General features: G+C 72.7%; 16 protein-coding genes. 5 read left to right on the forward strand and 11 right to left on the reverse strand.

All coding sequences use genetic code 11. The features are described 5' to 3' along the window. Positions 1-22 precede the first annotated feature (22 nt). The 4 genes from FJ309_06945 to FJ309_06960 form a co-directional block, all read right to left on the reverse strand. The gene (locus FJ309_06945) at positions 23-1420 is read right to left on the reverse strand and encodes a hypothetical protein (GenBank protein MBM3954334.1); all 1398 of its coding nucleotides are present in this window, start codon (positions 1418-1420) and stop codon (positions 23-25) included. 48 nt (positions 1421-1468) lie between these two features. Beyond that, the gene (locus FJ309_06950) at positions 1469-2200 is read right to left on the reverse strand and encodes a hypothetical protein (GenBank protein MBM3954335.1); all 732 of its coding nucleotides are present in this window, start codon (positions 2198-2200) and stop codon (positions 1469-1471) included. A 55-nt stretch (positions 2201-2255) separates the two neighbouring features. Beyond that, positions 2256-3548 (reverse strand): Gfo/Idh/MocA family oxidoreductase, encoded by a 1293-nt coding sequence (locus FJ309_06955; GenBank protein MBM3954336.1) that lies wholly within the window; start codon positions 3546-3548, stop codon positions 2256-2258. A gap of 102 nt (positions 3549-3650) precedes the next feature. Beyond that, the gene (locus FJ309_06960; protein MBM3954337.1) at positions 3651-5669 is read right to left on the reverse strand and encodes a DUF1080 domain-containing protein; all 2019 of its coding nucleotides are present in this window, start codon (positions 5667-5669) and stop codon (positions 3651-3653) included. Positions 5670-6012: 343 nt separating this feature from the next. On the opposite strand from FJ309_06960, the gene FJ309_06965 reads away from it, so the two are divergent. Further along, on the forward strand, positions 6013-6351 hold the full coding sequence (locus tag FJ309_06965) for a P-II family nitrogen regulator (protein ID MBM3954338.1): 339 nt from the start codon (positions 6013-6015) through the stop codon (positions 6349-6351). A 75-nt stretch (positions 6352-6426) separates the two neighbouring features. On the opposite strand, the gene fumC is transcribed toward FJ309_06965, so the two are convergent. The 5 genes from fumC to FJ309_06990 all read right to left on the reverse strand — a co-directional run bounded on the left by fumC (position 6427) and on the right by FJ309_06990 (position 12963). Further along, positions 6427-7836, reverse strand: coding sequence for a class II fumarate hydratase (gene fumC, locus FJ309_06970; GenBank protein MBM3954339.1), 1410 nt, complete (start codon positions 7834-7836; stop codon positions 6427-6429). Between the two features lie 90 nt (positions 7837-7926). Further along, on the reverse strand, positions 7927-10578 hold the full coding sequence (locus FJ309_06975) for a hypothetical protein (protein MBM3954340.1): 2652 nt from the start codon (positions 10576-10578) through the stop codon (positions 7927-7929). Between the two features lie 96 nt (positions 10579-10674). Continuing rightward, positions 10675-11736, reverse strand: coding sequence for an AAA family ATPase (locus FJ309_06980; GenBank protein ID MBM3954341.1), 1062 nt, complete (start codon positions 11734-11736; stop codon positions 10675-10677). After that, positions 11733-12389 carry a dTMP kinase gene (gene tmk, locus FJ309_06985; protein MBM3954342.1) on the reverse strand — a complete coding sequence of 219 codons (657 nt, stop codon included), beginning with the start codon at positions 12387-12389 and terminating at the stop codon, positions 11733-11735. Before tmk ends, FJ309_06980 begins: the two co-directional genes overlap by 4 nt. Positions 12390-12426: 37 nt before the next feature. After that, positions 12427-12963, reverse strand: coding sequence for a hypothetical protein (locus FJ309_06990; GenBank protein ID MBM3954343.1), 537 nt, complete (start codon positions 12961-12963; stop codon positions 12427-12429). A 106-nt stretch (positions 12964-13069) separates the two neighbouring features. On the opposite strand from FJ309_06990, the gene mutY reads away from it, so the two are divergent. Further along, positions 13070-14215 carry an A/G-specific adenine glycosylase gene (gene mutY, locus FJ309_06995; protein MBM3954344.1) on the forward strand — a complete coding sequence of 382 codons (1146 nt, stop codon included), beginning with the start codon at positions 13070-13072 and terminating at the stop codon, positions 14213-14215. Here the strand turns inward: mutY and FJ309_07000 are convergent. Then, complete coding sequence (locus FJ309_07000; protein MBM3954345.1) at positions 14158-14949, reverse strand: hypothetical protein; 792 nt, start codon at positions 14947-14949, stop codon at positions 14158-14160. The two genes, mutY and FJ309_07000, sit on opposite strands and share 58 nt — an antisense overlap. Before the next feature lie 183 nt (positions 14950-15132). On the opposite strand from FJ309_07000, the gene FJ309_07005 reads away from it, so the two are divergent. From FJ309_07005 to FJ309_07015, 3 genes are all read left to right on the forward strand, one after another. Continuing rightward, on the forward strand, positions 15133-17223 hold the full coding sequence (locus FJ309_07005; GenBank protein MBM3954346.1) for a hypothetical protein: 2091 nt from the start codon (positions 15133-15135) through the stop codon (positions 17221-17223). Between the two features lie 51 nt (positions 17224-17274). Then, positions 17275-19551, forward strand: coding sequence for a DUF1592 domain-containing protein (locus FJ309_07010; GenBank protein MBM3954347.1), 2277 nt, complete (start codon positions 17275-17277; stop codon positions 19549-19551). A gap of 74 nt (positions 19552-19625) precedes the next feature. Then, positions 19626-20960, forward strand: a complete 1335-nt coding sequence (locus FJ309_07015) for a DUF1552 domain-containing protein (protein MBM3954348.1) — start codon at positions 19626-19628, stop codon at positions 20958-20960. A gap of 7 nt (positions 20961-20967) precedes the next feature. Here the strand turns inward: FJ309_07015 and FJ309_07020 are convergent. Continuing rightward, the coding region (locus tag FJ309_07020; protein MBM3954349.1) for a S9 family peptidase at positions 20968-22631 on the reverse strand (1664 nt) is incomplete at its 5' end.

Consider the following 22631-nt stretch of genomic DNA (forward strand, 5'->3'; position numbering starts at 1 on the left):
CTCCGCCTTCCGGCGACCGCGCTCAGCCGCCGGGAGCCTTGCGGTTCCAGGTGCGCCCTTCCTTGTAGCGGTTGCAACGCTCGACGAGCTCGGCGTTGGTGGTCGTCGCGATCACCCGGTCGAGGGCCTTGGTGAACTCCTCCTTGTTGCCGTCGCGCAGCTGCTGGTGGTGGGCCAGCTCGACCACGCTCAGGCAGGCGGATTCGGCGAGCGCGGGCTGGTCGAGGTAGGGCACCACGAATCGCAGGGTGTCGACGGTGCGGATCGCGTTGGCTCGCTCCAGCACGCGGCGCCGGTCCTCGTCGCGCCGGCAGAGGTCCATCGTCCGCCGCAGCAACTCGAGCTTCTGTTTGTCGTCGAGGGTGTTGTTGGGGAGCGGCGCGATGCGGATCAGCGTCCCGAGGAGCACGTCGCGCTCCTTCTCGTCGCCGGTGGCCGCGAGCAGCTCGAGGAGCCGGTCCTTGACGGTGGCGTCGGGCCAGCGCGACAGCGCTTCCAGCCCGACCGCCCGCTGCGCCGGGTCGGCGAGGAGGCGATCGACGACGCCCCGGGCCTCCGGACCGCCGATGCGGCCGAGGACTCCCACCAGCTGCCGCCGGGCGTCGGGCACGGCGCCGGCGAACTGGCCGAGGAACGCCTCCGCGGCCCGCTGGCGGTCGCGTCCGGCCGTGCACACCGCGACCAGCGCCCGCTCCGCCTCGTCGCGCTGCTGCCCGGCAGTGCTGCGGAGCAGGCCCCGGACCATCGTGGGGACCTCCGCCGCCGTGCCGAGCTGGCCGAGGGCGCGCAGCGCCGCACCGCGCAGCGCCTCGTCGTCACCGGAGGCGTCGCCGGCCAGATCGGGCGCGGCCGCCGTCACCCGCCGGGCGGCGAGGATCTCGATCAATGCCAGCCGCGTGTCGCGCGGCGCTCCGCGGGCTGCGGCCAACAGTGCCGCGGTCGCTCCGGGCCCGTCGACGAGAAGCAGACCGCGCCGCGCGGCATCGGCCTCGGGACCACCGGCACCGAGCCGGCCGACGAGCAGCGGCACGTCGTCGCCCCCCGCCAGTGCCGCCACCGTGACGAGCGCCCCGGCCCGGATCGCGGGGTCGGAGGCGGCTTCGGCCAGGCTCCTGACCCCCGGCAGCGCGGCCGGGTCGCCGCGGTCCGCCAGCGCCGCCAGCAGCGCCGGCTGACACGCCGCCTCCAGGCCCGGAAGCAGCGTCTCGGCGAGGCGGATGCTGGCGGCCTCGCCGCGCAAGCCGTCGCGGACGCGCTCGAGGCCGACGGCGCGGAGATCGGGGTCGGTGGAGCGCACCAATTCGGCGACGGCAGCGAAGGCCTCGTCGGCCCACGCCGCCATGGGGGCGACCGCCGCCCAGGCCCCGGCGACGACGGCCGCGACGGCGATCCGACCACGAAGGGAAACCAGCAGCGGCATCGGGATGCCTCCGGAAAGCGGGGGAACGACGGGAAGCGCCGGTGAAACTCAGGTGCGGTCGAGGCAGGCGAGCCGGCCGCGCGTGGCGGCGATCCGCAGGGCCCGGTCGCGGTGGCTGGTCGGCGTCGGGCCGACCCCGGCGGCGATCGCGTCGTAGATGCCGCGTGCCTGCGTCCGCTCGCCGCGCGCGAGAAATGCGTCGGCACAGGCGAGGCGGGCGTCGAGGATCGCCGCGTCGGCAGGTCCGGGCTTTGCCGCCGCCAGCGCGGCGGCGGCCTCCGGCGAGGCCAACCGCCCCAGCCCCTCGGCAGCGGCGATCGCCAGCGCCGGTTCGGCGTTGAGCAAGTCGGCCAACAACGGCACGCAGCCGGCGTCGCCACGGCCGACCAGCGACGAGACGACGCCGATCCGTCGCTGGCCCGTGGTCGTCGCCAGCGCCGCGCGGAGGGCCGCGCCGGCCTCGGGGGCATCGATCCGCTCCAGCGCGAACCGGGCCATGTGCGACTGGTGCGGATCGTCGAGGAGCCTGGCCAGTCCGGGCACGCTCGCCGCCGAGCCGATCACGGCCAGGCGCCTGCAGACGTATTCCTTGGCCGCCCGCGACGCAGTGCCGGCGAGCACGCCGAGCAGGCGCCGTTCGAGGTCGGCCCGCAGCGCCTCTCCGCCGTGGGTGGCGACGACCGCTTCGTCGATCGTCGCCAGGGGGCCGGGATCGGCGCCCCAGTCGAATGCCGTCAGCGCCGCCAGCGCTGCATCGAGACGGCTGGAATCGAAGGCCATCGGAAGTCCTCCGGGGAATGTCGGGCGGGGAGCAGAAACGGCGCCGGCGACGGTCTCAGACGATCCACGGCTCGCGCCGCGCCCGGTCGACGAGCCGGTCGGCCCCGGCGTCGTCACGGAAGCGCTCCGCGGCGCGATCCCAGACCAGCGACCGTTCGAGCCGGTAGGCGATCGCCACCAGGTGTGGCGCGGTCATCGTGTTGACGGCCAGTTCGATGTCGCGGAACGGGCGCTGGCGCGTCTTCACGCAGTCGATGAAGTCGCCGTAGATCCCCCCCTGGCCACGGTAACCGGGCACCGCCTTGGGAGCCCGTGGCGTGCCGTCGCCGACGATCTGGATCGCGCCACCGTGGGCGACGCTGGCCTGCGGCCGAAGGGCTTGCGGGCGGTTGTGGTGGATCTCGACGCCATTGGGATAGGTGAGCGACACGTAGGCCGCGTCGCGGCCGTCGGCCGAGCGCGGGTGGTAGGTGACCTTCTCGGGCTGCAGTTCGCGGAGGTCGGCAGCGAAGATCGCGCCGCCGAAGTGGTGGGCTCCCCAGTCGGTGAGGCTGCCGCCCGAGTAGTCGACGTAGCTTCGCCAGCTGTTGCCGCCGGTCCCGAAGTTGCCGTCGCAGCGGCCGGGGTGATAGGGCTCCCAGGGGGCGGGCCCGAGCCACAGGTCCCAGTCGATGTCGGGCGGGGTGTCCTGCGCGGGGAGATAGCAGGCCTGCGACGGGCCGCCGACGGAGATGTCGAGCGACCGGATCGCGCCGATCTCGCCGGCCCAGCACGGATCGACGATGTCGTGGTAGTCGTCGAACACACGCTGGCTGCCCCCCGAGACGACCCGGCCGTAGCGCCGCGCCGCGGCGATCATCAGTGGGCCCTCGCGGAGGGTGAGCGTCTCCGGTTTTTGGAGGTAGACGTCCTTGCCGGCGCGGCAGGCGGCGATCGTCATGATCGCGTGCCAGTGGTCGGGGGTGGCGATGTGCACCGCGTCGATGTCGTCGCGGGCGAGCAGGTCGCGGAAGTCGACGTAGGCGGCGCAGTCGGGGGTGCCGTAGCGCTGGTCGACGCGCTCCTTCCCCTTCTCGCGGAACGTCTTGCGCACGTCGCAGACGGCGACGTACTGGACGTCGGGGCGACCGAGGAACGCCCCCTGGTCACCCGAGCCCATGTTGCCGATCCCGATCCCCCCGATCACGATCCGGTCGCTGGCCGGTGGCGTCTTCGCGTCGCCGAGGGCCCGCGAGGTGATCACGTAGGGGGCGGCCGCGGCCGCAGCCGACGCCCCGAGAAACCCGCGGCGGCGCACCTGCCGGCCGGGCACCGCGCCGCCGAGCGCCGCGTCGACGATCCGCTTCATCGCTGTTCCCCCCTCTGTGCCAAGCGTGGCCGGCAAACGTCCCCGGACCCGGGCAGATGGTAGGCCGCGCCGCCCGGAAACTCAACGCACTTCCGGCCTGCGTCAGCGCGGCACCCCGTCGGCGGCGCGCGGCCGCGGCAGGATCCAGACGTTGCGGTAGCGCGTCGGGCTGCCGTGGTCCTGGAGAAACAGCGGCCCGGCGCCGGTCGCGAGCAGGCGCTTCTCGACTGCGCGCAGGTGGTCGGTGACACCGTGGCGGTAGGGGATGTAGGGGGAGCGCGGCAGCGTGAACTCGACGCCGTCCTGCACCTTGCGGCCGTTGAGCCAGGCGGTGATCGTGCCGGCGCGAGTGACCTTGCCGGAGGCGTCGCGGCGCGGGGCGACGAAGCGGATGTCGTAAACCTGCCACTGGCCGGTGGGACGGGCGGCGTTCACCAGCGGCCGCGCGAAGCGGTACAAGCTCCCCTCGTCCTGGTCGGTCGGCGGCTCGACGCCGTGGGAGTCGTAGATCTGCATCTCGAAGTGGCCGTGGATGTAGAGGCCGCTGTTGCCGTGGGCCTTGGGATCGGTCATGAACTCGGCGTGGATGTCGGCGTCCTCGAACTCGGCGACGGAGTGGACGTGGTTGGCGTGCCCGGCCGACGTTCCCACCATCAACGCTCCGTCGGCGAGCTTCCAGTCGATCGGCCCCCCGGCCATTCCCACCAGCGCCGGCGCCGGTGCGCCGGGCGCCGTCGGATCGGCGGGGACGACCACGATCGCGCCGGGCGGCGCGGCCACGGGGAGCGGTTCCTGGACCGGTGTGAAGCCGATCGCGTCGTCGCGCCGTCTGCCGAGCACCTCGCGGTCGGCGAGGTCGGCGAAGCGCTGCCAGTCCTCCTCGAGCAGGTCGTGGCCGCCGCTGCGCACGTGGTAGCCGACGCGCCGGCCGATCGGGGTGTCGAGCGGCGGGTACTCCGCGGTGCCGAGCCCCGTGAGGCCGAACAGCGACCAGGCCGGCTCGGCGGCGACCGCGGCGAGGAACTCGCCGCGCGGATCGGCCCAGCGGTCTTCGACGGCGCTGGCGACGGCGAGCGGCCGGGGGGCCGTCATCGCCAGGAGCGTGTGCTGGTCGCAGGGCATCTCGGTCTCGCGGTCGGCGTAGTGGGCGAACCGCGGCGCGAACCAGTGGGGGAAGCGCTGCGTGATCACTGCCACCGTCTCGCCGAAATTGCGCCGTTCGAGCGCCGCCCCGCCGCAGCCTGAATTGTTGGAGACCACCATCGCGAACCGCTCGTCGCAGGCACCGGCCCACAGCGCCGTCTTCCCCAGGCGGGAGTGGCCGATGACGATCACCTTGGCCGGGTCGACCTCCGGGAGCGTCACGAGCCAGTCGAGGATCCGCGACAGGCCCCACGCCCAGGCGCCAATCGCCCCCGGTTCGTCGGGGGGCAGGGGGCCGGTCGTCGGCCGGCCGAGCGACAGCATCACGCTGTCGGGGCGGCCGTCGGCGCGGTCGGGGAAGATGTCGCCGCAGTAGGCGGTCGCCAGGCCGTAGCCGCGCTTCACCATCGCCGCCACGGGGAAGCGGCGTGCCTGGCTGCCGCGCGACTTCTCGGTGGCGCGGTTGTCCTCCACACCGCCGTCCTTGTCGGCGGGGATCCAGGCGGTGGACAGGCGGACGGCGGGGTCGGTCGTCTCCGCATGGTTGCCGCGGAAGTTGAGGCCGAGGAACAGCGTTACGCGCGCGTCGAGCTTCGGCAGGTAGAGGAGGACGTCGACGACCTTGGCGGCGTCGCCGGGGCCGAGACGCAGCCGGGCCTGGATCCGGCGGGCGGACGTGCCGTCGGGAAGGACGATGTCGGCCCGCTCCACGGCGCCGACCGGCTCGACCGGCACCGCCGGCAGGCGATGGCCGTAGACATGCTGCTCCAGGATCCGCAACTGGTGCGGCCGTGCGCCTGTCTTCCAGGTCTCGGCGTTCGTCGCGAGGCTGCCATCGGCGCCGGCGAGGACCGGCGGCAGCGTGTACGTGCGGACGGCGGTCTCGTCGTAGTTCGGCTCGGCGGCGACGATCAGGCGGGTGGCCGCGAGCAACACGAGCAGGATCGGGGTCGAGCGGCCGATCGCAGCGATGGTCATGGTGTGTTCCCCCGTGGACGGCCGCCATCTTCGCCGCCCCACGGGCGGCTGCAAACCCGGGTGTCAGCGCGGCGCGACAGGCGCCTCAGCGGCGCGACAGGCCCATTCCCCCGGCCAGGCAGGCCGTTTTTTGTGGGTGGGGATCGTCCGGGGAAGCGGCTCGTTCCACCGCTGTGACGCCCTGGCTACGGCGGAACGCAAAACCGCGGCGAAATCCATTTGCCGGCGGACGGCACGGAAACTGCCTGTCATGGGTGTGGCGGTCCGTCGCCGCGATCGACAGGCCGCCGCGTATTCCGGCCCGTCGCTGCCGCAGTTCCTCACCAGACAAGGAGCAGGTGCCATGAAGAAGATCGAAGCCATCATCCGTCATTTCAAGCTCGAGGAAGTGAAGGACGCCCTCAACGCCCACGGCGTCAAGGGGATGACCGTCACCGAGGTCCGCGGCTTCGGCCGGCAGAAAGGGCACACCGAGACCTACCGCGGCGCCGAGTACTCGGTCGACTTCCTCCCCAAGGTCAAGATCGAGGTCGTCGTCGGCAACGAGGAGGCGCAGGCGGTGATCAACAAGATCATCCAGACGGCGCGGACCGGCCAGGTCGGCGACGGCAAGATCTTCGTCACCGACCTCGCCGAGGTTGTCCGGATCCGTACCGGCGAGACGGCCGGTGCGGCGATCTGACGGGCACACGCCTGGGGGGCGAGCCAACGCGTGCACGTGCCGCGCGGCGGCTCGTCCTCCGGGCGTGCCGCCGGCTCACGACTTCAGCGGCCGCGTCATCTCGACCGGCACGACCCACTGCCGGTACTGCTCGGGAGTCACGTAGCCCAGTGCGACCGCGGCGGCTTCCAGGCTCGTCCCCTCCTTGTGCGCCTTCTTGGCGATCGAGGCCGCCTTCTCGTAGCCGATGTGGGTGTTGAGGGCGGTGACGAGCATCAGCGAGTCGTCGAGGTGGTGTTTGATCCGGGCGAGGTTGGGCTCGATCCCTTCGGCGCAGTGGACCCGCATCGAGTCGCAGGCGTCGGCCAGCAATTCGGCGCTCTCGAGCACGTTGTGGATCATCACCGGCTTGTAGACGTTGAGCTGGAAATTGCCCTGCCCACCGGCGAAGGCGACGGCCGCGTCGTTGCCGAACACCTGGGCGCAGACCATCGTCAGCGCCTCGCACTGCGTCGGGTTGACCTTGCCCGGCATGATCGAGCTCCCCGGCTCGTTCTCCGGGATCGTGATCTCGCCGATCCCGCAGCGCGGTCCGCTGGCGAGCCAACGGATGTCGTTGGCGATCTTGTAGAGGGCCATCGCCAGGCCGCGCTCGGCGGCGCTGGAATCGATCAGTGCGTCGTGGGCCGACAGGGCCGCGAACTTGTTGGCCGCCGACACGAACGGGTGGCCGGTCTCTCGCGCGATGAACGCCGCCGCCACGTCGCCGAAGCGCGGGTGGGCGTTGAGGCCGGTGCCGACCGCCGTGCCGCCGATCGCCAGGGAATGGAGCCCGGGCAGGCTCCGTTCGAGCACCGCGATCCGGTCGTCGAGCTGGGCCCGCCAGCTCGAGATCTCCTGGCCGAGCGTGATCGGCGTGGCGTCCTGGAGGTGCGTGCGGCCGATCTTGACCAGGTCGGCGTGCTGCGTCTCGAGGCGGAGGAAGACATCGCGGAGCTGCCGCACGGCCGGCAGCAGCCGGCCGTGGATCACCTCGACCGCGGCGACGTGCATCGCCGTCGGGAAGGTGTCGTTCGACGACTGGCCGCGGTTGACGTCGTCATTGGGGTGGACCGGCTTCTTCGAGCCCATCGTGCCGCCGGCCATCTCGATCGCCCGGTTGGAGATCACCTCGTTGGCGTTCATGTTCGACTGCGTCCCGCTGCCGGTCTGGAAGACGACCAGCGGAAAGTGGTCGTCGAGCTTCCCGGCGATCACCTCGTCGGCGGCGCGGACGATCAGGTTCACCGTCGCCGTCGGGAGCTGGCCGAGCTCGCCGTTGGCCAGCGCCGCCGCCTTCTTGAGGACCCCCAGCGCCCGGATCACCGGCCGCCCCCAGCGGAACCGATCGACGCCGATGCGGAAGTTTTCCCGCGAGCGCTCGGTCTGCGCCCCCCAGTAGCGGTCGGCGGACACCTCGATCGTGCCCATGCTGTCGGATTCGGTACGGGTCGCGGAGCTGGCCATCGGCTGGATTCCCGGGGTGAGAAAACGGCGGAGCCCGCGATTGTCGGCCGCCGGGGCCGATCTGCAACTGACGGGCTGGCCCGCAGAGCGTCAGCGCACGAGCAACCGCCGCGCCGGCTTGTCGGTCGCTTGCGGTGCCGCGGCCGTCGCCGGCGCCGGGGCGGCCGTCGGAGGGGAGGCCAGGGCGAAGGCCAGCCAGCCGTCGGTGACCGCCAGATGGGCAACCGGCATCCCGGCGAGCTTCGGATGATCCTGAACCTGCGGCGGCACCAGCGCGATCGGCCTCTCCTTCGGAAACACTTTCCCGAAGATCGTCCGCAGCGCGATCTCGATCCGCCCCTGATGGCCGGGCCCGGAGAGCTGCACCGGTCCCTCGCGGTCGAGGAACAACTGCATCGCGCCGGCGCGCGGGCGGTAGGCGACCTGGACGACGACGTCGTACCAGTCGCGGCGGCCGCTCTCGATCGCGTCGAGCGCCATCCGCAGGTGGACCAGACCGTCGCGGAAGCCGACACGGAGCGGCTGGCTCGCGGCGAATGCCACCGTCACCCCCTCGGGGAGGTCGTCGGGAAGCTGCGGCTCACGCCCCACCTTCTCGGCCAGCAAACGGAACAGGTCCTCGAGCGCCAGCCGGCGGCCGGCCAGGCCGAAGCGGTCGAACGCGTTGTTGAGCGCCGACTCGTGGAGTTGGAGGGCGAACAGGGCGTCGTCCGGGCCGCGCGGCCGCGGCGTGTGGGCGGCGAGCTGGCCGGCGGCGGCGAGGCGGAGGCGGAGCGTCGCCAGATCGGCCGTGGTCTCCATCCCCACCGGCGTCGGCTCGAGGCCGAGCTTCACCAGCGGCGTCCACACCTTGCCGCGAATCCGCTGCGAGGCGTCGACGAACTGCTGCTCCGCCTTGCGGTCGACCTCGCGGCAGGCCTGGGAGACGATCTTGTCGACGACCTCGCGGTTGGCCTCGGGGAGATTGTCGTCGTGCTGGTTGCGGGCCATCGTCCGCACCAGCCCGCGCATCAGCGGCACCGAGTCGAAGCTCGTCTCGATCCCCGCCAGCTGCGAGCGGTTGCTGGCGACCCCGTGCGCGGCACCGAACAGGAGCCCGGTCGACGACAGCTTCACCGGCTTGTGGACCGTGAACGCGCTGACGCCGCGCGACGAGAGCGCCACCGGCCCGGACTCGGTGACCGTCTGCGACTCGACGTGGCCGCGGACCTCGATGTCGAACGACAGCTCGTCGGGATCGGGCACGAACCGCAGCCCCGTGGTCCGTTCCACCGTGCGGCGGCCGCGGACCTGACGGCCGAGGATCGTGTCGTCGACCACGCCGCGGTCGACCTCCGCGTCGGGGAGGAGGCGCTCGACGAGGCTGCGATGGACGGCGACGCGGAGGTTGGCGGCGGCGTAGTGGTCGCGGGCGGCGGCGGCCAGCCGGCGCGGTTCGTCGTGGGACAGGCCGGCGAGCGTGGCGAGGGCGAGGCTCGCCGTCTGGCCGTCGACCGGCGACTGCGTCGCCTCGAAGCGTTCGAGGGCGTCGAGGAGCCGCTCGGTCTCCGCCTCGCAGCGCTCGGCCTCGCCAGGCGCCAGGCCCGTCGCCTGGCGCACCAGTGCCGCCGCCCGCCAGACCGTCGCGCGCCGCGAGACCGCCAGCGCCGCCCGGCGCAGTGCCGCCGCCCGGGTCGGATCGGAGAGCGTGTCGGCGACGCGGAGGCCGGCCGCCGGCGCTTCGCCGAGGAGCGCCAGTGGCTCGGCGGCGAGCGCGTCGGCGGGGCCGGCCGTGGCGGCGACGAGATCGAGAGACGAGCGCGTGTCGTCGACCCATTCGACGACCGGCTCGGCGGCTTCCTCGCGGACGAGAGCGAGCTGCGCGTGGAGCGCGACGGGACGTGGCCAGCCGCCGGGGTCGGGGAGGCCGTCGCTCACTCGAGGCTCCGTCGCGGTGCTGCTTCGCAGCGCGGCGAGGCGGTCCGACAGAGTGCGCTCCGCCGCGCGGAGGCGCTCGCCGAGACGGATGCCGACCGCCAACGGCGCTGGCACCGGTGCGCTCGCCACGCCGTCACGCCCTCCGCGCGCGCCGGTGATCCACGCGGCGACCGGTCCGCGCCGCGGCGTTCCCTCGGCCGGCTCGGCGACGGCACCCTGGGCGGGGGCGGCGACGGTCCCGGGAAGCGGGAGCGGCGTTGGCGCGCCCGCCTTGGGCTCCGCCGCAGGCTTGACGAACTGCACGGCACGGACTGCCCGATCGATGCGGCGCGGGCGGGCAGCGGCGCTGCTGGCCGGCGCGGGTGTCTGCGGCGGCGTGGCGCTGGCACCGGCCGCCGCGGAAGGCTGATCGGGGAGCGCCGGGGCCGCCGGCAGCGTGACGGTCGGCGCGGTCTGCCGTTCGGGCTGGAGGAGCGCCGGGCCGGTCGCCGGGCGCGGAGCTGGGGTCGTGAACGGCAGCGCCGCCGCCATCCTCGCCAGACTGCCCGTGGTGCGCGGCCAGAGATGGGGAAGGGGGACGAGTGCCGAGCGCGCTGTGAGGGTCGTGCCAGTGGGCGCCCCGCGACCATCGCGCAGGAAGGGCTCGGCCGTCGGCTCCCGGCCACGGGAGGCGACGCCGACCAGCGCGACCAGCGCCGCACAGACGCCGGACGCGACGATGCGACGGGAAAACGTGACGCGCATGCCGAAGAAACCCGACCGGGGGGAGGGGACTCCGCCGGCGCTGACTCCACCCGCCGCCGCCACCCCGAGAGAAATCGTCATCCGGCCGACGGGAATCGTGCCGCCGTGCCCACGCCGGCCGGGGCACCCCCGGCGGGAGAATCCACTACGACTTTGCCGACGGCGCGGATCTGCCGGTCAGACAAGACGGGCGGAGTAGGGGCTTTCGAGCGCGGCGCTCCAGGCATCGACGAGCGTCGGCAGGTGGGCGTTGTGATCGACCGCCGCGATTGCATCGAGCGTGTGCTGGAGGCAGGCGGCCGCCTCGTCTGTGGCGCCGTTCCAGGCGGCGACCGCCCGGGCCAGGTCGGGCGTCGGCCCGCCCTCGGCCGTCACGCTCGACCGCAGCGCGGACCGGTAGAAGTCGACCGCGGCCTCGAAGAGGAGCTTGAGTCGCTGACGGCGCGGGGCGGCGTCCTTGCCGGCGGCTTCGGCGGCCGCGAGCGTCTCACGCGCCAGTTCGACGCCCGGCAGCGGCCGCCGCCCGAGCAGGTCGACGATCCTGCACCGGGTGTCGGCGAGCGCTGGGTCGGCCAACTCGCAACCCCGGGCGACGCTGCCCCCGGAGCGGCTGGCGATCTCGGCGAGCACCTCGTCGGCGACGGTGGCCACGCGCCCCTCGTCGCGGAGCCGGCGGAGCAGCGCGGCGACCGTCGCGTCGGGGAGCGGGGCGAACCGGACGATCTGGCATCGCGAGCGGATCGTCGGCAGTTGCCGTTCGACCGTGCTGCCCACGAGGATCACGACGGCGCCGGGGGGGGGCTCCTCGAGCGTCTTCAGCAGGCAGTTGGCCCCCTCGACGGCGAGGTGGTCGGCGTCGAGGAGGATCGCCACCCGGCGCGGCCCGACGATCGGCTTGAGGAGCAGGCGCCAGCAGAGGCCGTCGCGCATCCGATGCTCGTCGTCGCCGATCAACGACTCGAGCGGAATCGTCGCCTTGTCCTCCGGTTTGCGGACGACGTCGATGTCGGGATGGCTGCCGGCATCGGCCTGCACGCACGACGGGCAGACGCCGCAGGGCACGAGCCCGGCCGCGCACGACCGGCACTGGAGAGCCTTGGCCAGTGCCAGGGCGAACCGCTCCTTGCCGATGCCGGCCGGACCGACCAACAGGTACGCGCCGCCGATCCGCCCGGCCGTAGCCGCGGCGGCCAGCCGCGCGACGACGGCGTCGTGCCCCTCGATCCCCTGCCAGCTCATTGGCGCTCCGGCACGGGACTGCCGCTCCGGGCCCGTTCCGCTCCCGCCGTGCCGCTGCCGAACCGCTCCGTGATCACCGAGCGGATGGCGGCGGTGACGGCGTCCGGTGGCCGCCGGGCGTCGACGACGGCGAACCGGTCCGGATCGCGACGGGCTTCCGCGGCGTACCCGGCCACGAGCCTGGCGCGATAGTCCTCGCCGCGCGACTCGAGCTTGTCGAGCGGGCGCGTGAGCCGGGCGCGGGCCGTGGCGGCGTCGATCGCGAGGAGCACGACGAGGTCGGGCTCGAGGCCGCCGGTCGCGACCGCACCGACGCGGCGCACGACCTCCGCATCGAGGCCGCCGGCGTGCCCCTGGTAGACGACGTTGGCGGGGAGGAACCTGTCCGACACGACCCACGTGCCCGCCGCCAGCGCAGGACGCACGACCTCGGCGACGAGCTGTGCCCGGGCCGCCATGTACAGCAGCATCTCGGCCGTCGGCGCGACGGCGATGCCGGTGTCGTCGAGAAGGATCCGGCGGATCGCGTCGCCGGTGGCGGTCGACCCGGGGTCGCGGCAGGCGACGACCCGGCGCCCCGTGCGGCGCAGCCACTCGACGAGCGCCGGAAGCTGCGACGACTTCCCCGCGCCGTCGATCCCCTCGAGCACGATGAACCGGCCTGGTTCGTCCATGGCGTCGGCCATCCTATCAGGTGATTTTCCGATCGCCCGATGGCTCGTCGAGCAGCCTGGCGATCGCCAGGGGATCGGCCGGGTCGAGGGCGACGACCCGGGTCACGGTGTCGCGCGCGAGCGTTTTCCGCCCGCCGCGGACGAGGCAATGGACGAGCCCCTTGGCGGCCTCGAAGAACGGCCGGTTGCCGGGGAGCGCGTGGGGCAACGGCCGGGCTTCGCCCGCCGCGTCGAGCGCGCGAAACACCAGTTCGCAGCCGCGGCCGAAGTGGCCGCGCGCGAGGCGCAGATCCCCCTCCCCCAGCGCGATCAAGCCGAGGTGGACGTGGGCGTCGAGGAAATCGGGGCACTCCGACAGCAGCCAGACGAGCTCCTCGCGGGCGATCTCCTCCTCGCCGGCATCGAGCATCGCCTCGACCTCCTCGAGGTCCTCGCGCCGTCGGCGGGCGCAGCGCGGGTGGACGAGCTCATACGCCAGCCCGGTGGGCAGGTCACGGCGCGCGAGGCGCAGGCCGTCGGTGGGGCGTCGTCGCTTGCGGGACTCGTCGGGCATCGGGCGATCGTGGGGGAAGCACCCGGCGCGCGGAGCGCGGGCCGGCTGCCATCCAGACTACACTCCGCGCCCCGGCGACCGACGGTGCCGGGGCAGGAGCGGGCCGATGGGGCGAAGGACCGGTGCGCGAGCGGGGGGCGATGGCCTCGAGGCGCGAGCGATCGCCGCGGTGCGGCGGGCGCTTCTGCGCTGGTACGCCCGCACGGCCCGCGACCTCCCCTGGCGCCGGGCCCCCGACCCGTACCGCGTCTGGGTCAGTGAGACGATGCTCCAGCAGACGCAGGTCGAGCGCGTCTGCGACGCCTTCGGGCGGTTTCTCGACAGCTTTCCCACGGTCGCGGCATTGGCCGCCGCCGAAGAGTCGGCGGTGCTCCGCGCCTGGGAGGGGCTCGGCTACTACCGCCGCGCCCGCCAGTTGCACGCGGCGGCGCGGGTCGTCGTCGCCGAGCACGGCGGCCGCCTGCCGGAGGACGACGGGGCGCTGCGCCGCCTCCCCGGGATCGGTCGCTACACCGCCGGAGCGATCCGCTCGATCGCGTTGGGGCAGCCAGCGCCGATCGTCGAGGCCAATTCGCGCCGCGTTCTCGCACGCCTCGCCGGACACCGGGCGGAGGTCGGCGGCGCGGCCGACGAGCCGCTGTGGCAGGTGGCGGCGCGGCTCGTGCCCCCGCAGGGGGCCGGGGCGTTCAACCAGGCGCTGATGGACCTCGGGGCGACCGTCTGCACGCCCCGGGCCCCGCGCTGCACGCGCTGTCCGCTGCTCGGTCACTGCCGAGCCCACGCCGGCGGGCTGACCGGCTCGATCCCGCGCCTGCCGCGCCCCCGGGCCGCAGAGGTCCGCGAGGAGACGGCGCTCGTGATCCGCCACGCCGAGCACGTCCTCGTCGAGCAGCGACGGCCCGGCGAATGGTGGGAGGGGTTGTGGGACTTTCCCCGGCTTCCCGCCAGCGGCCTGGCGGGGCTGCGCCCGGGACGGCCGCACGAGATCGGCCGGATCGTCTACACCGTGACCCACCATCGGATCACGCTGCGCGTCGTCGTCAGGCGCGCCGCGCGGCGAACCAGGCTGGCCCCGCCGAGGGCCTGGGTGAGCGTCGCCGACCTCGCCGGTCTGGCGCTCTCGTCACCCGGGCGGAGGATCGCGCGGATGCTCGCCGACGACGGCACGGAGCCGCCGCCGCGCCGCCGCTCTCGCTACGTCCCCGCGCCCGGCACGACCAGTTCCAGCGCCCGCGAAAAGAAGCGCGCGTAGTGCTCCCAAAAGACGATGTTGCAACCCCAGTGGGGCGCCGGGTCGGAGGTGTAGCAGAGGATCCGCCCCGCCCCCTCGCGCCCGAGGACGAGCAGCGGGTCGCCGGTCTCGGCGAGGTCGATGAGCCGCTCGGCCGTGGGCTTCACCCGGACCTGGTTGTAGCCGAGGATCGGTGGGCAGCCGTCGAGGTCGATGCCGGCGAAGCGCCGCGTGCCCGCCGCCGTCGCCCGCGGATGGTAGCCCTCGGTGCTCTCGACGAGGTCCTCGTGGTCGAGGCAGGTCACCGGCATCACGTCCTTGAGCAGCGTCCGCCCCCAGCCCCCCTTTCCCTGCTCGCCAGTGAACGAGTACCAACCGCCGAGGAGCATCAATCCCTTCCCCGCGCGGACCGCCTCGATCGTGAGCCGCATCCGGTCGGGGAACGTGAGCACCGCCTTGCCGAACTTCTCCCGGTCGAAGAAGTGGGGCGCCAGCTGGAACAGTTTCCCCTCGACGTCGCTGAACACGATGACGTCGTGGTCGGCGAGGATCCGTTCGTAGGCCCCGGGGGGGAGTTTGTAGAAGTCCCACGACGGCACGCTCGCGACAGCGTGTCCGCCGGCTTCGAGGGCCTCCTTGAGCCAGGTGCCGTAGTTGAAGATCTCGACCCCCTTCATCGCGTTCTGGAAGGGGCTTTCGGCGAACCACGGGCCGGTGAGGACGGCCCAGTCGCCGACGTAATAGACCTTGGCCATCGGATGCTCCTCGTCGCGGATCCGGGAATGGGCACAGTCCCCGCGGCGGGGGAGGATAGCCCGGCGGAGCGGAAAACCCCATCCCGGCCGCCCCGCGCCGCGAAACCGGCGGCGGTGCGTAACGCCCCGGCCCGATTCCCGTCCTAGACTTCGGGATCCCCTGCACCGGTCTGGAGAACCATCATGCGCGCCTGTGCCTACCGGCTCGCGGTCGGCTCCTGCCTCGCCCTCCTCGCCGTCCCGGCGACCGCCGCCGAGGTGGAACTGCCCGTCGAGCGAATCGTCCTGTTCACCTCGGGAGTCGGCCACTTCCAGCACGCCGGCCGGGTCGACGGCGACGCGACGGTCGAGATGAGCTTCAAGGCCGACGGCATCAACGACCTTCTCAAGAGCCTCGTCCTCGAGGATCTCGACGGCGGCACGCCCGCCGCGGTGAGCTACGCCTCGCGCGACCCGGTCATCAAGACGCTCGGCACGTTCGCCGTCGACCTCACCGACCAGCCGTCGATCGGCAAGCTGCTGTCGCGCCTCCGCGGCGAGATGGTCGAGATCGACGCTGCGGCGCCGGCTGCCGGCACGATCGTCGGCGTCGAAGTCCGGAAGACGACCGACGCCGAGGGCACCGTGGCCGAGAAGGAGTTTCTCACGATCCTCGCCCAGGACGGCCTGCGCACCGTGGCGCTGGAAGGGATCACGCGGATCAAGCTCGTCGACCCACGGCTCCAAGCGGAGCTGGAGAAGGCGCTGGCCGTGCTGGCGCTAGCGCACGACAACGAGCGCAAGAGCGTGCAGGTGTCGTTCCGCGGCCAGGGCGCGCGGCGCGTGCGCGTCGGCTACGTCCACGAGGCACCGGTGTGGAAGACGAGCTACCGGCTCGTCCTCGGCGAGGGGGGCGACGGCAAGCGTGCCGCCGGCACCGAGCGCGAGGCCCCGGCCGCCAAGGCACTCCTCCAGGGGTGGGCGATCGTCGAGAACACCACCGACCACGACTGGAAGGACGTTCGCGTCGAACTGGTCAGTGGCCGGCCGATCTCGTTCGTGATGGACCTCTACCAGCCGCTGTTCCTCCGCCGCCCCGTCGTGCAGCCGGAGCTCTACGCGACGCTCGCGCCGCAGCTCTACGGCCGCAACCTCGCCGCCGCGCCCGAGACGGAGCAAGTGGAGCGGAAGGCCGGGCGGACGACGCGCAGAGCAGAGCTGGCCGACGTCGCTCCCGCGGCCCGCGCCATGGGGGGCATGCCGGGATACGTGCAGGCCGCCGCACCGGCCCCCGATTTCGACGGCATCGCCTCCGTCCAGGGCATCGCCGACGGCGAGAGCCTCGGGAACCTGTTCCGCTACCGGGTCGCGGAGCCGGTGTCGCTGCAGCGGCAGCGGTCGGCGCTGTTGCCGATCGTCGCCGAGGAGGTGGCCGTGGAGCGGCTGGCGATCTACGACGAGCGTGTGCTGGCGAAGCATCCGTTGGCGGGAGTGCGGCTGAAAAACACCACCGCGCTCGACCTGATGCAGGGCCCGATCACGGTCTACGACCAGGCCGCCTACGCCGGCGATGCCCGGATCGACGACCTCGCCGCCGGCGCCGAGCGGCTCCTCAGCTACGCCGTCGCGCTCGACGTCGAGGTCGCGCCCCGACTCGAGGGGCGCCCCGAGGAGATCACGCGCGTCAGGCTGGTCCGTGGCACGCTGGCGGTGACGCGGAAACTGGCGCGGGCGAAATCATTCGCGATCACCAACGACGGCGCCGAACCGGTGAACCTCCTCGTCGAGCATCCGCTCGAATCCGGCTGGAACGTCGTCTCCCCGCGCCCCGCCGAAACGACCCGCGACCGCCACCGGTTCGCCGTCGCCGTCCCCGCGGCGGGCGCGGCGGAGCTGACGGTCGTCGAGGAGATGCCGCTCGAGGAGAGCTTCGCCGTGACCGGCCTCGGCGAGGATCTGCTCCTGGTCTACGCCCGGGCCGCGAAGACGTCGCCCCGGATCCGCGAGGCGCTCGCCGAGGTGATCCGCCGCCGCCAGGCGCTCGCCGAGCTCGACCGCGAGCAGCAATCCCGCCAGCAGGAGATCGCCGCGATCGGCGAGGAGCAGGCGCGGATCCGCGGCAACATGGAGCGGCTCGAGCGCGGCAGCGAGCTGTATGTCCGCTACGTCAAGAAATTCGAGGAGCAGGAAACGCGCATCGAGACGCTGCGCGGTGAGATCTCCCGGTTCGCCGAGCAGGCGGCGACGGCACGGCGCGAATTGGAGGAGTTCGTCGCCGCCTTGGAGCTAGAATGAAGGCGGAAGCCGCGGGATGGCCGCGGTGGATCGTGCCGCAGGAACACCCTCATGCCCCGGCAGCCGGCGGGCCGATCGACCGTGGTGCAGTGTGCCCTCGTCGCCCTCGCCTTCGTCGTCCCGGTCCGTGGAAGGGGTGATTCCCCGGACTTCGCCGCCGTCCGCCCGCTCCTCGAGCGGTACTGCTTCGACTGCCACACCGGCGACAACGCCGACGGCGGGATGCAGCTCGACACCAGGCGGGCCGAACTGGCCAACTCGACCGACCGAGGGGCGTGGCAGAAGGTTCTCCGGCAACTGCAGGGTAGCGTGATGCCGCCGGCCGACGCGGCGCAGCCCACCGCCGACGAGCGGGCGCTTCTCGAAGCCTGGATCCGCGAGGCCGCGCTCCGCCCCGACTGCTCGCGTGGCGAGCGGCCCGGGAGGGTCACGCTCCGCCGGCTCAACCGCGCCGAGTACGACAACACGATCCGCGACCTGCTCGGCATCGACATCCACCCCGCCGCCGAGTTTCCCAGCGACGACGTCGGCTACGGCTTCGACAGCATCGGCGACGTCCTTTCGATGCCCCCCGTCCTCCTCGAGCGGGCGCTGCAGGCGGCGGAGCGTGTCGCCAAGGCATCGATCGCCTCGGGCGACGTCGACGCGGCGCCCCAGCAGACGGCGAAGGGGGGCGTGCTTCCCTCGCACGGCGAGATCGGCGAGACGCTGCGCTTTGACGGCACGGGAGACTACATCCTCCGCGTCCACGCCTGGGGGGACCAGGCCGGCGACGAACCGGTGAAGATGGCCCTCCGCCTCGACGGCGGCGATGTCGAGACGTTCGAGGTCCGGGCCACGGCGCGGAAGCCGCGCGACTACGAGGTGACACGGCGTGTCGAACGGGGCGAGCACCGTGTCGCCGCCGCGTTCCTCAACGACTACTACAACCCCGAGGCCCCCGACCCGCGCCGCCGCGACCGCAACCTCCACGTCGGCGCGATCACCGTCATCGGTCCGATCGGCACCCTTCCCGATCCGCTCCCCGAGCCCCACCGCCGGTTCTTCAGCGTGCCGGTCGATCCCGCCGCCGACCGCGACGCGCAGCGTGAACGGGCGCGGAAGATCCTGCTCCCGGTCGTGTCGCGGGCCTACCGGCGGCCGGCCGCTGAGGCGGAGCTGGAGCGGATCGTGGCGGTCTACGACGGCGCCCGCGACCGCGGCGAATCGATCGAGCGGGCGATGCAGGTGGCCCTGGCGGCGGTCCTCGTCAGCCCGTCGTTCCTGTTCCGCATCGAGAAGGATCCGCCGCCGGGCGCGGTGCGCGACCTCGACGACTACGAGCTGGCCAGCCGGCTGTCGTACTTCCTCTGGAGCAGCATGCCCGACCGCGAGCTCCTCGCAGCCGCCCACCGCGGCGAGGTTCACACCCCCGAGCAGCTCGTCGCCCAGGCGCGGCGGATGCTCGCCGACGACAAGGCCCGGGCCCTGGTCGACAATTTCGCCGGGCAGTGGCTCCAACTGCGCTCCCTCGACACGTTTTCCCCCGACCGCGTCCGCTTTCCGGGGTTCGACGACGACCTGCGGCGCTCGATGCGCCGCGAGACGGAGGAGTTCTTCTGGCGGATCGTCCGCGAAGACCGGAGCGTCGTCGAGTTCCTCGACGCCGACTGGTCGATCCTCGACGAGCGGCTCGCGCGGCACTACGGCATCGAGGGGATCGCCGGCGGGGAGTTTCGCACGGTGGCCGTCGACCGGGGCACGCGCGGGGGGCTCCTCGGCCAGGCGAGCATCCTCGCCGTCACCAGCAACCCGACGCGCACCAGCCCCGTGAAGCGCGGCAAGTGGATCCTCGAGAACTTGTTCGCCGCGCCCCCGCCCGCGCCGCCGCCGAACGTCCCCGAGCTCAAGGACGCCGGCGCCCAGCTCACCGGCACGCTTCGCCAGCGGATGGAGCAGCACCGCGCCGATCCGTCCTGCGCGTCGTGCCACAAGCTCATGGACCCGCTCGGCTTCGGCCTCGAGAACTACGACGCCATCGGACACTGGCGTACCGAAGACGCCGGGGTGGCGATCGACGCCGGCGGTGAAACCCCCGACGGCAGCCGGTTCACCGGTCCGGCGGAGCTGCGCGGGATCCTCCTCGCCCGGCAGGACGAGTTCCGCCGCTGCCTGGCCGAAAAGCTCCTCACCTACGCCCTCGGCCGGGGTCTCGAGTGGTACGACGCCTGTGCCGTCGAGCGGATCGCCGCCGGGACCGCTGCCGGCGGCGACCGGTTCTCGGCCCTGGTCGCCGAAATCGTCACCAGCCCCGCTTTCCGCCAGCGTGAAGGGGTGGAGAGCCGATGAGGAATCGGTGAGCGGAGACTGGTAGACTTTTGCCGCCGCCCGTTCCCCTGCCCGTGTCCCGCCGGAGTCCTGCCATGAGCCTCCCGGTCCTGTCCCGTCGAACGGTGCTCCGCGGGCTGGGGACGTCGCTCGCCCTCCCCCTCCTCGACTGCATGCGGCCAGCCTCGGCAGCGGCTACCGGTGCCGGGGCCCCTGTGCGGATGGCGTTTCTCTACGTCCCCAACGGCGTCCACATGCAGGACTGGACCCCGGCGACGACGGGGGGCGACTTTCCCCTGTCGTGCATCCTCGAGCCGCTTTCCGACCTGCGGGGGAAGTTCTCGATCCACACCGGTCTGGCCCACGACAAGGCCAAGGCCAACGGCGACGGCCCTGGCGACCATGCCCGTGCCCTGGCGACGTTCCTCACCGGCACGCAGGCCCGCAAGACCGCCGGTGCCGATATCCGCGCCGGCGTCTCGATCGATCAGCTCGCCGCCCACCATCTCGGCAAGCGGACGCGCTTTCCGTCGCTCGAGATCGGCACCGAGGGGGGCGGTCAGTCGGGGAGCTGTGACTCCGGCTACAGCTGCGTCTACTCGGCCAACATCGCCTGGCGCAACGAGACGCAGTCGGTGCCCAAGGAGAGCAACCCGCGGTTGATCTTCGAGCGCCTGTTCGCCGGCGGCCGCCCCGGCGAGTCGGCCGAGGCCCGCGCCCGGCGCGAGCAGCACGAGCTCTCGATCCTCGACTTCGTCCAGGACGAGGCCAAGGCCCTCGAACGCCGCGTTGGCGGGGCCGACCGCCGCAAGCTCGACGAGTATTTCAGCGCCGTCCGCGAGGTCGAGCGGCGGATCGAGGCGGCCGCCAGCGCGGCGAGCGAGACGGCGCTGGGGATGGCCCGCCCCGAAGGCGTTCCCGACAGCTACCAGGACCACATCCGCCTCCTCGGCGACCTCCTGGTGCTGTCGTTCCAGACCGACGCCACGCGCGTGTCGACGTTCGTGTTCGCCAACGAGGGGAGCAACCGCAGCTACGCCTTCATGGGCGTGCCCGAGGGGCACCACGACCTCTCCCACCACGGCAACGATCCCGGCAAGCAGGACAAGATCCGGCGGATCAACTACTTCCACGTCGAGCAGCTCGCCTACCTGCTGCGGCGGCTCGACGCGGTCCAGGAAGGGGACGGCACGCTCCTCGACCACTCGATGCTGCTCTACGGCAGCGGCATCGGCGACGGCAACCGCCACAACCACAACGACCTGCCGATCCTCCTCGCCGGCGGTGCCGGGGGAGCGGTCAAGCAGGGGGTCCACGTCGTCCACCCGACCGACACGCCGCTGACCAACCTGTTCCTCGGCATGCTCGACGCCGTCGGCTGCCATGCCGAACGCCTCGGCGACAGCACGGGGCGGATCAACGTCGGCTGAGCAGCGGTCACCGCGGGCCGGGCGGGCACCAGCGCTCGATCCAGCCGAACACCTCTTCGTGCCAGCGGCGCGCGTTGGCCGGCTTGTTCACCCAGTGCCCCTCGTCGGGGAAGTTCACGAACCGGCTCTCCACTCCCTGGCGCTGCAGCGCCGCGAACAGCTCGTGCCCCTGCCCGACCGGGCAGCGGAAATCGAGGTCGTTGTGGATCACGAGGAACGGCGTCTTGTGCCGCGCCAACTCGCCGGCGCGGGCATGCGGGCTGAGCTCGCGGTAGCGCCCCGGCTGCTCCCAGGGGAGCCCGCCGTGGTCGTTTTCGTCGAACCACAATTCGTCGGTCGTCCCCCACATGCTGTCGAAGTTCCAGACCGAGCAGTGGCTGACGATGCAGCGGAACCGGGGGGCGACGTCGTTGACTGCGAACCAATTCATCATGTAGCCACCGAAGCTCGCCCCGGCGGTGGCGATCCGGTCGGGATCGACGAACGGCAGTGCCACCGTGGCGTCGAGGCCGGCGACGAGATCGCGGTAGCACTTCCCCCCCCAGTCGCCGGTGATCTCGTCGACGAATGCCTGACCGAATCCGGTCGAGCCGCGCGGGTTGGGCATCAGGACCACGTAGCCGCGCGCCGCCCAGAGTTGGGCGTTCCAGCGCCAGCCCCAGGAATCCTCCCACGCCCCCTGCGGTCCGCCGTGGACGAGGTACGCCACCGGCCACTTCCGCGCCGGATCGAATCCCGGTGGCTCGAGGAGCCACATGTGCATCGTCGCTCCCCCCTCGACGGGCACACGCAGCGCGCGCGGCCGGCGTAGCTCCAGGCCGCCAAGTGCCGCCTCGTTGGCCCGGCTCACCGGCACCCGCGGCACCTCGGTGCCGCCGTCGAGCGCGGCGACGGTGTAGACCTCCGCCGGCGCGTCGAGCCGTGTGACCAACAGCGCCGCCCCGCGCCCTGCCGTCGACAGTGCCGTCGGCATCCCCGGCCAGCGGCGGTCGACGTCGGTCGGCCGCCCGTCGGGAAACGCCCGCCCCAGGGCTGCCGTGCCGTCGACCTCGTGGAGGAAGACGACCATTGGCCGCCCCCCCGCGTCGCTCGCCCAGGCGATCTCGCCGGTCGAAACGTCGACCGCGGAGGTGAGGTTTCGCGGTGGGCCGGCGAGCGTGCCGTCGGGATTGGCGTCGGCGACGACGACGTCCCATTTGTCGGCCTCGTACCCGGGCCGTCGCTGGGCACGCCAGGCGAGCCACCGGCCGTCGGGGCTGTAGCGCGGGGAATTGTCGGCGGCAGGATTGGGGGGTGTGATCCGCTCCCAGTCCACGGTCGGGGCGTCGACCGCCACGCGGCACAGGTCATGGTCGGTGCTCCACGCCTCACCGGTCGCCGGCACGGCGGTGAACACGAGGTGCCGTGAATCGGGGCTGAAACAGTGGTCGTCGGCCACGGCGAACGTCTTGCTCGTCGGGGCCGCGTCGCGGTCGCCAGGGGTGACGTCACGGCAACCGGCGCCGCTGGCATCGATCACGAACAGGTGGCGGCGTTTGTCCTCCACGTAGGAGTCCCAGTGGCGGAAGAAGAGCCGCGTGAACGTCCGCGCCTTGACCGGGTCGGCCGCCAGCGCCCGCTCGCGCGCCGCGTTGAGCGAGTCGCTCTCGGCGAACGGCAGCTGGCTGTACT

The sequence above is a fragment of the Planctomycetota bacterium genome (assembly GCA_016872555.1).
Classification (GTDB): Bacteria; Planctomycetota; Planctomycetia; order Pirellulales; family UBA1268; genus F1-20-MAGs016.

Excerpts from the sequence above, each read along its gene's own strand:
- FJ309_06945 (MBM3954334.1), bottom strand. The coding sequence starts at position 1,420 with ATGCCGCTGCTGGTTTCCCTTCGTGGTCGGATCGCCGTCGCGGCCGTC.
- FJ309_06950 (MBM3954335.1), bottom strand. The coding sequence starts at position 2,200 with ATGGCCTTCGATTCCAGCCGTCTCGATGCAGCGCTGGCGGCGCTGACG.
- FJ309_06955 (MBM3954336.1), bottom strand. The coding sequence starts at position 3,548 with ATGAAGCGGATCGTCGACGCGGCGCTCGGCGGCGCGGTGCCCGGCCGG.
- FJ309_06960 (MBM3954337.1), bottom strand. The coding sequence starts at position 5,669 with ATGACCATCGCTGCGATCGGCCGCTCGACCCCGATCCTGCTCGTGTTG.
- FJ309_06965 (MBM3954338.1), top strand. The coding sequence starts at position 6,013 with ATGAAGAAGATCGAAGCCATCATCCGTCATTTCAAGCTCGAGGAAGTG.
- fumC (MBM3954339.1), bottom strand. The coding sequence starts at position 7,836 with ATGGCCAGCTCCGCGACCCGTACCGAATCCGACAGCATGGGCACGATC.
- FJ309_06975 (MBM3954340.1), bottom strand. The coding sequence starts at position 10,578 with ATGACGATTTCTCTCGGGGTGGCGGCGGCGGGTGGAGTCAGCGCCGGC.
- FJ309_06980 (MBM3954341.1), bottom strand. The coding sequence starts at position 11,736 with ATGAGCTGGCAGGGGATCGAGGGGCACGACGCCGTCGTCGCGCGGCTG.
- FJ309_06990 (MBM3954343.1), bottom strand. The coding sequence starts at position 12,963 with ATGCCCGACGAGTCCCGCAAGCGACGACGCCCCACCGACGGCCTGCGC.
- mutY (MBM3954344.1), top strand. The coding sequence starts at position 13,070 with ATGGGGCGAAGGACCGGTGCGCGAGCGGGGGGCGATGGCCTCGAGGCG.
- FJ309_07000 (MBM3954345.1), bottom strand. The coding sequence starts at position 14,949 with ATGGCCAAGGTCTATTACGTCGGCGACTGGGCCGTCCTCACCGGCCCG.
- FJ309_07005 (MBM3954346.1), top strand. The coding sequence starts at position 15,133 with ATGCGCGCCTGTGCCTACCGGCTCGCGGTCGGCTCCTGCCTCGCCCTC.
- FJ309_07010 (MBM3954347.1), top strand. The coding sequence starts at position 17,275 with ATGCCCCGGCAGCCGGCGGGCCGATCGACCGTGGTGCAGTGTGCCCTC.
- FJ309_07015 (MBM3954348.1), top strand. The coding sequence starts at position 19,626 with ATGAGCCTCCCGGTCCTGTCCCGTCGAACGGTGCTCCGCGGGCTGGGG.